Raw genomic sequence first — 14892 nt, 5'->3', positions numbered from 1 at the left:
TATGAGAACGTCTCCAAATACCTCCCCGCGCGAAGCGAATGGCTCTCAGGCTGCTTCGCCAACCCGAACAAACAGGAGCTTCTTTGATGAAGCAGCCTCGTCCCTGTTTTTTTCGCCCGTTACCGTGCAGCCCAAGCTAGTCGTTGGTGCCTCCAACGATGCCTATGAACAGGAAGCCGATGCCATGGCCAGCCGGGTTATGACGATGAATGACCCAGCCTCAATTTCTTCTCCATCGCTGGCTTCCGTATCACCAGCCACCATCCAGCGCAAATGCGCACACTGTGAGGAAGAAGAAAAAAAAATACAACGAAAAGAAAGCAGCAATACCGAAACGACCGCCAGTGCCGATGTAAGCTATCAGCTAACGAGCGGCAGAAGTGGAGGTTCGCCTTTACCAAATCAAACGCGCGGTTTTATGGAGAATGCGCTGAGTGCCGACTTTTCTAATGTCCGGCTGCATACCGATGCGAAGGCCGTACAGCTCAGCCGCCAGTTAAATGCCCATGCCTTTACTTATGGGAACGATGTGTATTTCAACAACGGTCAATATGCCCCCGACAGTCGGGCGGGAAAGCAGTTGCTGGCGCACGAACTAACGCACGTGGTACAGCAAAACGCGGGAATACAACGCAAGAGAATACAGCGGGAGCCAACAGCTACTGTCGACAATGTACCGGGAGCCTGCTCGTTCGATCAGCACCATCAGATTGAACCCGCTGTCAGGCAGGCCACAACCTGGCTACGCGCCACGATTCGGCGGCTCGACACGTTTATTGGCAGCCCTGCGCGTGAACCCGGTGTTCAGGCTGCGCTGGAACGCCATTTCCATTCCTCTACGGCTGAAACAGCAGGCCGTGTTCGTCGAATATTTGGCCGGATTGACAGCGAGATCCTTTCCCGGCCCGATTTACAGGTCGAATGCCACACCACAACCGATACCAGTTGCAATGCTGCCGGTGCGTATGTAACGGGTAATCTGTTTGTTTTCTGTCCAGCCTTCTTCAACGGATCTGCCAATTGGCAGGCAATAAGCGTCATCCACGAGATGGCCCATACCCTCACTGGCGTTACGCACATAACTGACCGTGCTTACCAGAGTGATCGGTACTATCGGATGCAGTCAACCATGGAAGCACTGACCAATGCAGCCTCCTACGAAAATTTCTGCCTGGAAGTGGGCACAAATACACCGCAGCCAACAACAGCCCCGCGCGATGAAACCAATGACTGCAATGACCGGCAGGCTACACCCATTCGCCGGTCGCTTGCTCAGCTTGAGCGGTGGAATCGAAATGCCCAGAACATAACCAGCGACACCCGGCCAGGTATGCTATCGCAATGGCAGGATTTGCAGACAAGCCATTTAGGCGGAACAGCAGCCGCCAATATCCTACAGGCCAGGCGAGTTTATGACTTGGTCTACAGTCGGTTAGGCTCATCAGTAACGCTGGAGTGTGAACGTAGCTGCGACCGTAATGTAACGGGTTATTATCGCTACTTCCTATTCATAACCAGCGATACCATTCATGTATGTCCAATGTTGTTTTCGTTGAACGAGGACGATCGGACAATCGAAATTTATCGGCTCATTCTGATGCGTTACGGTGATGTTTCGGAGTCAACATCGCTGCAATTGGCCACGCTGGCCAAAAGCGTAAATGATCGGTTCTGGGCTCCCCCTACGTCGCTAACCGGCTTCGATTAACCAACCGTTCCAATGTCAGAATACCAGCCAGTTATCTCTTCGGTGCCTGCCCTTCAGGCAGGTATAACTTATCTCGACGCTTATATTCGGGAGCGGCTCAGCGTACATTTTGGTAAAAAACAAACGTTTGACTTACCGCTCTCGCCCGACTTTTATGGCAGTTCGCCCTTGGCTTCGTTTGTTATTGAAAATTCACTTTCGGCAGAAGAGTTTATCATTCTAATGCTGGCCCTGGTGCCGCATGTGGCCCCCGCTTTGCTAACCAATATCATGGCGTCTATCTTACCACAAGGGGGGGATTTGATTGAATTCGGGGGCGTAAAAGGAACGAACCATCGGGGCATATTACCTACCGGCGAAACGGTTCTTTTCATTCTGGCAGGCAATGATTTAGCGGCACGGATTGACGTGCAGAAACTTGTATCGAAAGAACATCTTTTTAGTCGAAAACGCATCGTAATGCTGGAGGGCGTCAAAGCTGGCGAGCCGCCAATGAGTGGCCGCCTGCTGGTAGATGCCGATTTTCTGGCCCAAACGCTGTTTCAGACCAATTACGTCGAAACGTTCAGTTCTGACTTTCCGGCCGAACCGTTGTCGACCCAATTAGAGTGGCCCGATCTGGTTTTAAACCCGGCCACCTTCCGCCAGATTCGGGAACTCGAAACCTGGATTCAGTACAACGATGTGCTGCTAAACGACTGGGGCATGAATCGCCAGTTAAAACCAGGTTACCGAGCGCTGTTCTATGGTCCTCCCGGCACAGGAAAAACCCTGACCGTCTCCCTGTTAGGCAAGTTTACAAACCGGCCCGTGTTTCGGGTCGATTTACCCGCCATTGTCTCGAAGTATATTGGCGAAACGGAAAAAAATCTGGCCGGCCTGTTCGACAAAGCCCAGAACAAGAACTGGATTTTATTTTTCGACGAAGCCGATGCGATCTTCAGCAAGCGCACAAATGTGAAAGACGCCCACGATAAATACGCCAATCAGGAAGCTTCCTACCTGCTGCAACGGGTAGAGAGCTATGCCGGCATCGTCATTTTGGCATCCAACTTCAAAACCAATATTGATGAAGCTTTTTTGCGCCGTTTTCAATCGGTCATCTATTTTCCGATGCCGGGGATTTCAGAACGCGCTCAACTATGGCATAAGGTTTTTCCAACCCAGGTAACGCTGGATGATACCGTTCATATTGACCGTATCGCCGAGAAATATGAGCTGAGCGGTTCTAATATTACCAATGTAGCCCACTACTGCTGCTTGCAGGCACTGGCAGGGAAAACGAGCGTTGTTACGCTTACTAATCTTCAGAAAGGCATTGAGCGGGAGTATGCCAAAGAAGGCCGCATGATGTAACGCAATACACCGCTCACTAAAAACAGGGAAAGTACGCGATGGAAAAGGGTGTTTATACTACCCTTATTATCAATCAGTTTGCTCAATTTCGAGCACTATTCCATTCCCTCTCTGCCATGACACAGTCTACTCCTTTTGATCCTACCACCCTTTACCTCGCCGATAAAGCGGCTACTAATTATGCCGCTCATGCCGACGAAATCGACAAAATAACCCGGCGAATAACGGAAAACCGGTTTGGGGTGCGTCCTCTTACTGAAATTACGGACGACAAATCCCAACTGCTAAAACGGGCCGCTCGTGAAAGCGGTGAGTTTAAAGAAGCTTTGGAGCGTATCAATGGTATTCCCGATTTTCAGGATATGGCCATCGTCCGAAAAATCGTGCGGGCATCAACCAGTGTTTGCCGGATTGTATTACAGGGTCCATCGGGTATTACAGGCTATGGAACAGGCTTTTTAATAGCGCCAAATGTTATTATTACCAACAACCACGTTTTCCCGGACGCAGCGACCGCCAGCCGGGCGCGGGCCCAGTTCAATTACGAGCTAGGCGATGATGGACAGGTACTTTCGCCCATTTCGTTCAAGCTGCGCCCCGACTTATTTTTCCTAACCTCTCCCTATACCGTAAACGCCGATGTTCCTTTTAGTGGACGTGATTTCACGCTGGTAGCCGTTGAACCGGCTAGTGACGATGGCACCCCGCTCACTAAATTCGGCTATATAAAGCTCGACTCATCACTCGGCAAAATCATTGAAGGGGAGAATTGTGTGGTGATTCAGCACCCAAAAGGCGACTACAAAAAAGTGGTGCTGAAAGATATTCGACTGATTACGCTCACCGATAATTTCCTTATTTATGAAGCCGATACCTTACCCGGTTCATCGGGAAGTTTAGTACTGGGGCTGGGCACCGCCGATGCCGTTGGCCTGCACCACAGCGCCGTGCCGCGTAAGGATGACGCGGGCAACTGGCTTCGGAAAGACGGCAAAATTCGCCAGCCCGGTGATACCGACGAAGATATCGACTGGATTGGCAACGAAGGCGTTCGGGTGAGCTGCATCGTCGAAGCGTTCAGGAACTTACCGATTCCAGACTCGATGCAGGCCTTTCGGACAAAGATCATCGAAGCACAATCGCCAACGCTGGTTGCCACAACAACACCTCCCCTCATACCCATGACTACCCCGCCACTCGTTACGCCTGTTCGTACAGAATCCAGTCCAATACCCGCTTCAGTCGCTCCTAAACAAGCATCAGCCCCAACTACCGGCAGCCTTCTTTACTTTGAGGTGCTGCTAACCGATCAGCCCGCCCTTCAGGCCGACTGGAGTCGACGGGCCAAAGAACTAGTTCCGGGACTAATCGATCTGTCGCCCCTGCTGCCCACTTCCCGCGATCCGTTTGTCCGGCGAATGTGGTACCTGACGATTCAATCGGCCGGTAACCCCTGGGCTATTGCGGCTGCCATAGAGGGGTTGCCGCAGGTTGATAGCTGCCGACCCGATTTGCAAAGCTTAACCGATATTGGCCGAAACACGTCGGATACTGTTGCGCCGGTACGCACGACCGAATCTGAATTTGTTTTCAATGATGGGACCGCCGAACTCAATGAAGCGAAGTTTCTTGGCAATTGGGAGAAATCTATCCAGGTAAAGGCCGCGCTGAAAAATGGGAAAGATCAACAGCGCTGGTGGAACTGGTCGGCCATTAACTGGCCTTCTGTAACTCAGCCAGTACCTGATCTGTCGCCGGATGAACGCGACCGGCTGGCTCAAATGCGGATCGTTCAACTGGACACGGGTTATTCGGATCATTCGAAAGTGTTGGGCGGGTATAACACCGATCTCGATTTCGACTTCATTGACGACGATGACAACGCACGCGATGAGGAAGCCAGTATCGGGTTAAAATTTCCAAATCATGGCACCCGAACCGCCAGCATCGTAGTGGGTGGCCCCTTAGCCGATACCACAGTTACGTTTGATGGCAACGGTGGCTTATTGGTCTCTGCGGGCAAGCGACTCACTCGACTCATCCCCTACCGAATTGCGCAATCGGTCATTCTGATTGGGCGGGGTAAGCAGGTAGTTGATGGGGTAAATTATGCCATACGCAGCGGAGCCGATGTTTTGTTTATGTGTATGGGCAGCTATCCTCGCCCTATGCTTGACGCCATTGCGCGGGAGGCCTACGAGAAAGGCGTTATTTGGGTGTGTGCTGCCGGCAACGACGTAGGGTTGGTGGTTGCTCCCGCCATGTATCCAGGAACCATCGCCGTAGCCGCTACCAACCCTGATGACCTTCCCTGGTCGGGTAGCAGCCACGGCCCTTCGGTCGATATTGCGGCTCCGGGCGAAGATGTGTATGTGCCCTTTCTGGACAAGCAGGGCCAGGAAATTATGGCCTATGGGAGTGGTACCAGCTATGCAACCCCGCAAGTGGCAGCCGCGGCTATGCTTTGGAAGGCAAGGCATTACGAAGCGTTAAGCGATTACCTACCCTGGCAGGTAGTCGAAGCATTTCGGACGGTATTGAAAAAAACAGCCCGATCTGTCAAGTGGCCCAAAGAGGGCTATGGGGCGGGCATTCTGGATATTACCAACCTGTTGACAGAGCCCTTACCCGCGCCAACGACGCTTATACATGCCTATCAGAACCAGTCAGCTTCCCACCCGTTGGGTGTGGGCATTGCCGAAGCAGCTCATTTCCTATGGAATATAGTTCGGCAGAAAGTAGCGCCGGGGGCTACAGAAAGTACCGTGCCGCTGGTGCCGCTTACACCACTTGGTCAACAGGCGTTGAGCGCATTCAGCCGACCCACAACAACAGGCGCCCGGGAGAGTAGTTCGGTGACAACAGATTCCGACGAGCTTCTTCGGTACTATTTCAACCAATAAACGGCTATATCCACCCTATCTTCCTCACGCTCGATTATGGCTACTACCAACTTTTTCGACTTTCACCTTCATCCGGTTTTTAAGAAATTCATCTGTAAATACGAAGACAGTTATCCGTCTACACGGTCGCTGGCCGACTTAACGGGCAAATTTGAGTTGACAAATCCTCTCGTTAGTCTACTCGATCAGGAGCTTCTGCACATATTGGGCAGCCAGTCGTGCGTTGACCAACTGGACATTGGCCATCTGGCCGTGGGCGTTGCGGCCATTGCTCCCATCGAACACCTGTTTACGAACAAGAGTGATGGCGGGCTGTTCGGAAAAATTCTCAACTCAGGCCTCACCAAGCCCTTGGACCTAACGTATATGGACCGCGTTCGTGATGGGCAGGTGTCGTATTATCAGCTATTTATTCGGGAGGTAAATATTTACAAGCGTTTACACGATGCCCGGCATATCAATATGCTCAGCCGAAAGACGCCTAAATCGCTGGACGCCCCATCGTCGCGGCCAAATTTAGCCCTTAGCCTTGAGGGTGGGCATGGCCTGTGCCGAACATTGATTGGACACCCAAACATCCCCGACACGTCGCTAAGCGTTACCCTGGCCGATTCGTTATCAATAGACTTTACAACGGGCTTTACCAGCAATCCGGCCCAAAGCCTGCGTCAGTTACAACAGGCACTCTGGCGACAGGATCTGGATTTATGCTATCTGGTATTGACTCACCTCTCGCATATTGACGAACAGCCACTGGCCACCCATGCGTTTGGCATGAAGATGATTAGTGACGTGAGCAGTTATCCGATGGGTAACGGCCTGTCTCTCCGGGGTCGTCAGGTAATTGATGCTGCTTACACGCTTAACGTCGACGTACCTTTTACGTCGACCCCAGCGCCGGTTTTGATTGACATTAAACACATGAGCCTTAAATCGCGACTCGATTTTTACCAATATCGTCGTGAAAAGAACTACCAGCTTCCCCTTATTGCCAGTCACATTGGGGTTACGGGTTATTCCATCAATGCCTGGAAAGAAGCCCTGAACGACGCGAGCCCTATGCGGCTACCTTCGGGCGAACCTGTTGTGACAATTAATGTGGACCGGAAAACCGCTGGTTTCTGGGGTGCTATCAATAAAGAATTTACCTACAATGCCTGGTCCATTAATTTAATGGACGAAGACATTGAAGCCGTTCTCGACAGCAATGGCTTGATTGGCGTGAGTCTGGACGTTAGGATTTTGGGGTGGCAGGATCTTTTGAGCAAAGGCGACAAAGACGAGTTCGTATCGGCGGAGGAATTTCGTTTCTTTTTCCCCGAACGCTTTCAACAATTTGCGCCCCCCGCCCCGGAGTCCCAACTCGTTCCCACCCGCGAAGAGCGCCATCCATTGGCACTGTGTTTCAACATACTACACATTGTATCGGTCGGTATGATTCGTACGGACCAAAACCCCTGGCAGCACATCTGCATTGGCAGCGATTACGATGGATTGATAAACCCCGTTATCAACTGCCGCGATGTGAGTCAACTACCCGTGCTGGAAGATAATCTGATTCGATGGTTACCCATTGCCGAACGGGCTTATCGAAAACAAAACGGTGGTGGCCCACTTCTAACCCGCAATCAACAGGGCGAGGTAGAAGCCAAATATCTGAAAGGTATTGTGCGCGATGTGCTGTACACAAATGGCGAGCGATTCATAAAGCGCTGGCTTACCAGTTTTAAGTAAACTTTATTTCCTGAACCTCACTCCTAACTCCTTAATTAGTCAGCTCATGCCGCTCATTTACGTTCATGGTGTTGCCGTCCGCGATGAAAACGCGTGGAAAGAAAAAGAACCCTATTTACGGCGATACATTACGCAGGAAATAAATCCGGACGATCCGGACAACGTCGACATATTTCCCGTATTCTGGGGGGATGATGGTGTCAAATTTGCCTGGGATGGCGAATCACGCCCACGTACCGCCCTGCTCGGTCAGGGATTCGATACCGAACCAACGCCTGCCGAACGTGCCGTCCTACTGGCCTCTCTCGGCAATTCGCTCGGGAAGCTGCCCGCATCCCCATCAGTGGTCGAAACAGCACCGGAAGATGAGTTACTGGCTGCCGGACCAGCAACGCCAGTAGTAAGCACTACCAAACCACAGCGACTGCGCGACTTGACAAACGATCAACTGAGCGATTTGCTGGCCGCTATGCTTATGCAGCAGGGGGCTAATCCCGTCCAGCAATCACGAATGATCATTGCCGCTGACGATGTTGCCCGCGATCCCGCTACGAGAGCCAGCCTTCAGGCATGCGCGACTACTGCCGAAGAAGTTTCACTGTTACAGTCACTTATCAAACAGCGATACGATCAACTGGCACCCACCGACGACCCCTTGCTGGGTATGGGCGCGGGCTGGTTTCCGAATCTGAAAGATCGACTGAATGAACTATTGACCCGGGCAAACCAAACGCCGGGTTTCGTCGTGTCGCGACTACTGGGTGAGTTTCGACCCGTAGTTAACTCAGCCGTTACACTCTTTATCGGCGATGTATTTGTGTATTTAGCCAACCGCCTGGCAAAACCAGTTGCCATTTTACCCGAAGCAGAGCCAGCTGAACTGCAACCGGGCACGATTCCGATGCAGTTTCTCAACGCATTGAATCAGGCTTATACCAGTCAGCAACAGGCCGAAGCCAAGGGTCGATTTGAACCGATTGTTGTACTCACGCACAGCATGGGCGGGCAGATCGTGTATGACGCTGTAACAACATTTTTGCCACAGGTAGCCCTTTATCAGAAGATGCGGGTGGATTTCTGGTGTGCAACAGCCTCGCAGGTTGGGCTTTTCGAGGAGATGAAGCTCTTTCTGGCTAGTAGTTCAGCCTATTCCAAAGCGAAAATGAACAAAGTGCCGTTTCCCGATCGACGTTATTTAGGGGATTGGTGGAACGTGTGGGATGCGAACGACATCCTGAGTTTTACGGGCGAGTCCATCTTCGAAGATGTTGACGATGAATTTTACGACAGTGGATCATCCACGCTGGATGCACACGGTGGCTACCTCGAACGGCCCAGCTTTTACCGCACGTTTGCCGATAAACTGCGTACCGCCCGCGCTATTAACTGGCACCAGCCATGATGCTGCAACCCGACCCTACCCAACCGGGCCTGTGGACCAATCCTGCCTGGAAACCCGGCGACGCGGGTACATTTGCTGTCTTGATCGGGATAAGTGACTACCCCTATCTTAAAGACGGCAATGCCCCCCAGCTAGCCGAAAACAACTACGGTCTGGGCCAACTGGCGGTTTCGGCCTTAACGGCTTACCGCCTGTTCGAGTGGCTTCGTGATCAGTATCTCTACGCACCAGGGCCGGGCGCACCCTGCCAACTGGCGCAATGCTGGCTTCTGCTGGCCCCTACTCAGCAGGAACGGGCGGTCATGAAAGACGAGGTGCTGGCAAACACCCTCGTGCCGACCTATATAAACTGCCGCAAAGCCTTACGAGCCTGGTATAGATCAATGGCGAAAATCGACGACGAAGCGGCCAGACACAGCCGGGCCGTCTTTTTTTACAGTGGGCATGGGTTGGAAGTCTCGCACGAAGAGCAGATTCTGTTACCTACCGATTACCTCGAACCAACAGGCGGCTCCCTCAACGATGCCGTGAATCTGGGAGCAGCCCGGCCCGCACTCATGGAATTAAAAGTGGGCAACCAGTTTATTTTTCTGGATGCCTGCCGGAATGACACACCCGAGTTGCGGGAGAGGATCGTTCAGGGTGACGGCGTTTTTGATCAGGGATTGGCCCACATGACCAATCCCGACTGTAATCTGATGCTTATGTATGCAACAGCTTCGGGCCAGCAGACATTCGGCCCGCGCTCTGTCGACAAGGGCATTTCATTATTTGGACAAGCGCTGCTGTCGGGACTGAAAGCTGAGCGCAACTTTGCTCTGGATCGGCAGCAGGTTCCGTATTCGGTACAGTGGTCGCCCTTGCACCAATTCGTTGGAACTGCCTATAACGACCTTCTGAAACAATACAAAAGTCCACTCAAACAGCGCGTAAAAGTTACCGGCGAGTATGATGACTCATTTGCCGTTGTTACCCACATCAGGCCAGATATGCTGATACCGGCAGTTCCCCTACCGCAAGAACGTGACATTTTTTTTGGTTCGAGCGATGATGCCACTGATTCCGCATTTGACAATGAGATAAATGCGTATGAAATGGCTCCCAACAACGAGTACTTCGGCCCTGCTGATGACGATCCCAGTAGCCTTGTCGATGAAGACGACGGTCCGCTTTTTGAGATTTATGCCTTGTCGGGTCAACGACTCTGGAATCCTTTTTCTGGCGAGTCCTTTGCGCTAAGTGCCCACGATTTTTTTGGTCGCGAAACCGTAACAGCTATGTGGAGCAATGCGCGGCTCTACAGGGTTGGCACAAACGAACCCGTTAATCAACCCATACTCTTTCAGAAAGTGGCGCGTACGCCCGACCGTATTGGTTATCAGGTTAGTTTTACACTGAACGACAAGGGATTATACTGGCTCGAATTGACAGATGACAGAACTAGTTATGCCCTGATTCTGCCCTGTATAACAGATGGTATACGACCTCTTTTTGTCGCCGAATTTATTGTTGAGGAGTCGGCCCCCGGTCAGCCTTTTATCTTCAGTATCAGTGGACTTCAACTGAGCTTATCACCCGATAACGAGGGAACACTTCAGGCTGCGGCCCTGCTATGGGAAAAGTACGAAAACTATGGCGCGGCTAAAGCAACCGAAGATATGGATGTCAACTTCCTTAATAACCTCGTTTACGGCAAAATGCGGGACCCCCTAAGTGCCCTTATTGCTTCTATTATTCTATTTCGGCTAGGTCGTACGGATAAGCTGCCTCGCGAATGGCTCGAAAACCTGCTTAACTGGTTTCCTGAGTATGCCGACACCCCTGTTTTACTGAATGAGTACCTATTCAGACTGGAAAAGGCAGCCCCCAATGAAGCCGTGTATCAACAGCGTACTGGCGATTGTCTCCTGACAATGCACAAGCGAGGTTTACCCGTTACAGGCGAAGTGATTAGTTATGCCATCCGGGAAGCCGGCGCTCTTACAGAAGGTGTGAATAAAGATAATCAACCTTCCGAAAGCCTATCTGGCACATTGGCCGTTTTGAAGAATGCCCGCCAATTTTTCCTTCCCGGTGGCTTATTTACTGCCTTTTCAGGAAACGGAGACGCACTCCACGAGCTACGCGTCAACTGGCACTTGACTCATTAAAAACAACCAATCACACACTCAACCAAATACCAACATGCCTACTACCCTCAAAAATTATAACGGGTACTTACCCAATTTCTTAGGTGCCGACTTACAGGTAACACTCCCCAACCTGACGGCCAATCAGCATAAGGACCTGGCAACAGTAGCAGGAACAACAGATAATATTGCCCACTATGTCAACTACAGCGCCGTGATCAGCAAGTCGAGGAAGTTCCCCTATTTCACCGCGTCTAATATTGATGGTACTCTTTTCAAAAAGGTCAACAGAAAAGATAACTGGCGCAAAGACCCCCGCATTGATGCAGACAGCCAATGGGGGCCGGAACTATATAAAGCGCCCCACAGTGATTTTGACAAAGGACACATGACCAAACGGGAAGATGTGCAATGGGGCAGTACCGTACTCGACGCGACCAATGCCGCCGATTCGACATTTTATTATACCAATGCTGTGCCTCAGCACGCTAAACTAAACCAACGCATATGGGCTGACCTTGAAGATTATATTCTTCATTCGGAAGCGGTGCGCGATGATCTTAAGATTTGCGTATTTACGGGGCCGGTTCTATCAGACCTCGACCCGATTTTTGTTACGCCCGTCCAAAACAGCCAACTCAAAATACCCTTCCTTTTCTGGAAGGTGGTTGTTTTCCCGAAAAGCGATGGCAAATTATACCGAACGGGGTTTTTGATGGGACAAAAGTCGTTACTGGAACGCAACGGTATTGTTGAAGTAGTGACTCAGGAATTGGAAGATTTTGAGGTGTTGACCGATGAGGCCAAACTGTTCATGCAGTTTAGTGAAGCCGACACGTTTCAGGTGAGCATAGAAACGATAGAGCAGTTAACCGGAATCAAGTTGCCGGATGCGGCTGATTCGTACACGGACAGCCGACCGATTAAGCTGGTTGTTGAAGAGGTCGACATAAATGCGGAAGTCTTCGAAACTGACTCAATCGTGCAGGAAATGGGGTTCCGAATACCAAATCTGGTGTTATAGTTGTAATGAAGCTGATAAGTAGTGTACTATAAAATTTGCCTGGCTATAAGGTTGGGCGCCACTGGCGCGGGTATTTACCCGTGCCATCAATATAGCCAGCATTCGCTGGCGGCACTAACAACGTTTTATGTGCCAGTAAATACTGGCTATATTGATGGCACGGGTAAATACCCGCGCCAGCGGCCAACCATTCATCCTTTCATAAAGCGAACCAGTGCTACCTCAAGCAACATAAACGCCAGCGCAGCTAACAGGAAATATTTCCACAGGCTTTGACCCAGATTTTCCTGTTCCAGTACCTGAACAAAATCACCATCCTGAATACTGTCGAAAACTTCTACAGTGGGCTGATTGGCAAAGGCTTTCCGAAGTTCATCGGCTGAATAGAAATTCATGGTCGACTCTTGGTTTCCGTGATTAAAGGCCAGCAAACGCTCCGTTTTGTCATTCAAGCGAAGCTCATAATAGCCAGCCTCCACTTCCTGCCCTGCAGCCAGTTCGTTGCTTTTAGGCATTTCAAGTTGAAGCTGGTTCCCTACGATACGCTGGATCGGAATGATCTCCAGTTTGTCACGCTTCAGTTTATAAACCGCCCGCTCGGATGGATTACTCACCGGAATGGTTACCAGATTGTCATCGAACGAATAAGCGGTGCGCTGCGCCCGAACGCTCAGAGCGGCCATTTTGTACATAATGGGTACGAACAATGCGTGTTCGGCCAGGTTGCCGTATGTCGATGCAAGCGGACTGGCCAGTAAATAAACCGACCCCTGCCCTGCAGCGCTATTCACTCTCGACTGAGTCAACAGTGGATTACCATCTCGTAAACTCAACAGTCGTTCACCCGCACTCCACCGCCAAACGGGCGCAGCAGTCGGCATATTTAGTGGTTCCGATTGATAGCTTTGCTGGAACACGTCGCGAAAGAACGGATTACGTCGGTCGGGGTCCGCAACGGGCAATGGGGTTGGAACAGCACCCGGCGTTGCCGTAGCCTGCACACTGCCAATGCCTACTGCCTGTAAAAAAGGGGCGTACGAATTGGTGTTCGGGTTTGTGGGTGGAATAATGGCTAGGCTCCCCCCCTGCCGAACAAATCGCTCCAGTTCTGTGCGCAGTGTGCCGTTGACATCAGCAACACCTTCCAGCACAACCAGATCGGTTTCTTTCAGTTGGCCAACGTCAAAATTTTGAACATTGAAACTACGTCGAACAAACAGGCTATCGTTTGAGTAAACAGCGTCGATATAATCGGCGGTCCGACCTGCGGGGGCCGCTTTTTGTTCATATAAATGCAACACCCGAACCGCAGGTGACGCTTCGATTACGAAAAAATACTGGTTGTCGAACGTAATAGGGTAATCTTCAAATACGATACGACCCCGGTGGTAACCTTTCGAACTTACATTGAAATTGAGCGAGACGGTTGCTGTTCCATCAGGGGCTATAGTAGCCGAAGCAGTTGAGGTTTGTGCATCATCCAGGTATAACCGAATCGGCAGGTTCTTTACATTCTCCCGGCCTGCATTGGTCAATTTGACGTTCAAACTATTATTCTGCATTTCGCGAATAAAAGGCGTTGTCAGCCAAACCGAATCCACATAAACGTTTTTAGTTGGTTGGGCGTCAAGCGGTACGATGAACAGGCGATCAGTCGTGTCTATTTTAAGTCTCGATAAATCACCGGCAGTGCTTTTTTGAAAGTCAGAAAACCAGAACAATTGGTTTCGTCCGCCGGGGTTCAGTGAACTGAGCAAATTGCGTTGCCGACGGTACACCGTTTCGAGTGTGCGGGGCGTGTGAGCGAACCGGATGGACGTTACCCGGTCCCGAACCGACTCAGCCGTACCAGCCTGTTGTTCAGCAGAGGAGAAGTCGTTGGTCAGCAACTGAAGCGAAGTCGCGTTACGAAAAAGCGTCAGCAGTTCGTCCAGTTTACTGGTTGCAATATCAAGATAACGCTTTGTATTGCGCTCATTCTGCATACTGAACGAATTATCGACATACAAACTCGTAACGCCCTGCCTTGATAAACCGAGTTTATTCTTGCTCGGAATAAAGGGCTGCGCGAAGGCTAACACCAAAAATATGAGGAATAAACAGCGGCAAGCCAGAATCAGCCAGTGCTTCAACCGTCGAAACGATTTGGTTTCGGTCTGTACTGTGCGCAGCAAGGCCACGTTCGTAAAAAATACCCGCCGAGTTCGCCGAAAATTAAATAGGTGAATGGCAATCGGAACCGATACCGCCAGCAGACCAAACAGGAAAGAAGGATAGAGAAAATTCATTCAGGGTATTTCGGCAAACAGGATTTTCTTATTAACGACCAGCTACAAGCCTTTCGTTTCTTTAGACCCCAAGATAATCAGGGATTGTGACTTCATAAAATGCCGTTTTCGTTTATAACACACAAAGGCATCATCGCCCCCGTATCTATGACCAATTTCAACTAACAGATTATGAAAACGCATAGTTTGTAGATTTACCTCGTTCAATAATCCGGCCAGATTGTCGTTAGCTGCGATAAGTTTCGCCTTCTTCATTCAGCTTGCCTGTGGAAGTTACTTCCAGTGCAGTCTTTAAAAAGTTGAAGTCTGACGCATAAGATGCAAAAAAAGCCTCAGCAGGGTTTCCTA

At 50.7% G+C, this 14892-nt stretch carries 9 protein-coding genes; 7 read left to right on the top strand and 2 right to left on the bottom strand.

The window, feature by feature from the left end:
* Window position 1 precedes the first annotated feature (1 nt).
* The 7 genes from CWM47_RS25350 to CWM47_RS25320 all read left to right on the top strand — a co-directional run bounded on the left by CWM47_RS25350 (window position 2) and on the right by CWM47_RS25320 (window position 12256).
* Window positions 2-1708 carry an eCIS core domain-containing protein gene (locus CWM47_RS25350; protein WP_100991135.1) on the top strand — a complete coding sequence of 569 codons (1707 nt, stop codon included), beginning with the start codon at window positions 2-4 and terminating at the stop codon, window positions 1706-1708.
* A 12-nt stretch (window positions 1709-1720) separates the two neighbouring features.
* Window positions 1721-3064 carry an ATP-binding protein gene (locus CWM47_RS25345; RefSeq protein ID WP_100991133.1) on the top strand — a complete coding sequence of 448 codons (1344 nt, stop codon included), beginning with the start codon at window positions 1721-1723 and terminating at the stop codon, window positions 3062-3064.
* Between the two features lie 116 nt (window positions 3065-3180).
* Window positions 3181-5967: a S8 family serine peptidase gene (locus CWM47_RS25340; RefSeq protein WP_170069449.1), complete on the top strand. Its 2787-nt coding sequence runs from the start codon at window positions 3181-3183 to the stop codon at window positions 5965-5967.
* A gap of 36 nt (window positions 5968-6003) precedes the next feature.
* Window positions 6004-7701 carry an amidohydrolase family protein gene (locus CWM47_RS25335; protein WP_100991129.1) on the top strand — a complete coding sequence of 566 codons (1698 nt, stop codon included), beginning with the start codon at window positions 6004-6006 and terminating at the stop codon, window positions 7699-7701.
* A gap of 46 nt (window positions 7702-7747) precedes the next feature.
* On the top strand, window positions 7748-9103 hold the full coding sequence (locus CWM47_RS25330) for a hypothetical protein (protein ID WP_100991127.1): 1356 nt from the start codon (window positions 7748-7750) through the stop codon (window positions 9101-9103).
* On the top strand, window positions 9100-11253 hold the full coding sequence (locus CWM47_RS25325) for a caspase family protein (protein ID WP_100991125.1): 2154 nt from the start codon (window positions 9100-9102) through the stop codon (window positions 11251-11253). The genes CWM47_RS25330 and CWM47_RS25325 overlap by 4 nt, the downstream gene beginning before the upstream one ends.
* A 34-nt stretch (window positions 11254-11287) precedes the next feature.
* Complete coding sequence (locus CWM47_RS25320) at window positions 11288-12256, top strand: DNA/RNA non-specific endonuclease (RefSeq protein WP_100991123.1); 969 nt, start codon at window positions 11288-11290, stop codon at window positions 12254-12256.
* Window positions 12257-12447: 191 nt separating this feature from the next.
* Here CWM47_RS25320 and CWM47_RS25315 read toward each other — a convergent pair whose 3' ends face one another.
* Window positions 12448-14544, bottom strand: a complete 2097-nt coding sequence (locus CWM47_RS25315; protein ID WP_100991121.1) for a BatA domain-containing protein — start codon at window positions 14542-14544, stop codon at window positions 12448-12450.
* A 42-nt stretch (window positions 14545-14586) separates the two neighbouring features.
* The gene (locus CWM47_RS25310) at window positions 14587-14799 is read right to left on the bottom strand and encodes a hypothetical protein (RefSeq protein ID WP_100991119.1); all 213 of its coding nucleotides are present in this window, start codon (window positions 14797-14799) and stop codon (window positions 14587-14589) included.
* Between the last annotated feature and the right edge of the window lie 93 nt (window positions 14800-14892).

This window comes from Spirosoma pollinicola, from assembly GCF_002831565.1.
Classification (GTDB): Bacteria; Bacteroidota; Bacteroidia; order Cytophagales; family Spirosomataceae; genus Spirosoma; species Spirosoma pollinicola.
The sequence above is the reverse complement of the archived record's forward strand: the minus strand, read 5'-3'. Positions and strand labels throughout refer to the sequence as shown.

What these genes read in the sequence shown, in the direction of transcription:
- CWM47_RS25350 (WP_100991135.1), top strand. Translation starts at nt 2, where the DNA reads ATGAGAACGTCTCCAAATACCTCCCCGCGCGAAGCGAATGGCTCTCAG.
- CWM47_RS25345 (WP_100991133.1), top strand. Translation starts at nt 1,721, where the DNA reads ATGTCAGAATACCAGCCAGTTATCTCTTCGGTGCCTGCCCTTCAGGCA.
- CWM47_RS25340 (WP_170069449.1), top strand. Translation starts at nt 3,181, where the DNA reads ATGACACAGTCTACTCCTTTTGATCCTACCACCCTTTACCTCGCCGAT.
- CWM47_RS25335 (WP_100991129.1), top strand. Translation starts at nt 6,004, where the DNA reads ATGGCTACTACCAACTTTTTCGACTTTCACCTTCATCCGGTTTTTAAG.
- CWM47_RS25330 (WP_100991127.1), top strand. Translation starts at nt 7,748, where the DNA reads ATGCCGCTCATTTACGTTCATGGTGTTGCCGTCCGCGATGAAAACGCG.
- CWM47_RS25325 (WP_100991125.1), top strand. Translation starts at nt 9,100, where the DNA reads ATGATGCTGCAACCCGACCCTACCCAACCGGGCCTGTGGACCAATCCT.
- CWM47_RS25320 (WP_100991123.1), top strand. Translation starts at nt 11,288, where the DNA reads ATGCCTACTACCCTCAAAAATTATAACGGGTACTTACCCAATTTCTTA.
- CWM47_RS25315 (WP_100991121.1), bottom strand. Translation starts at nt 14,544, where the DNA reads ATGAATTTTCTCTATCCTTCTTTCCTGTTTGGTCTGCTGGCGGTATCG.
- CWM47_RS25310 (WP_100991119.1), bottom strand. Translation starts at nt 14,799, where the DNA reads ATGAAGAAGGCGAAACTTATCGCAGCTAACGACAATCTGGCCGGATTA.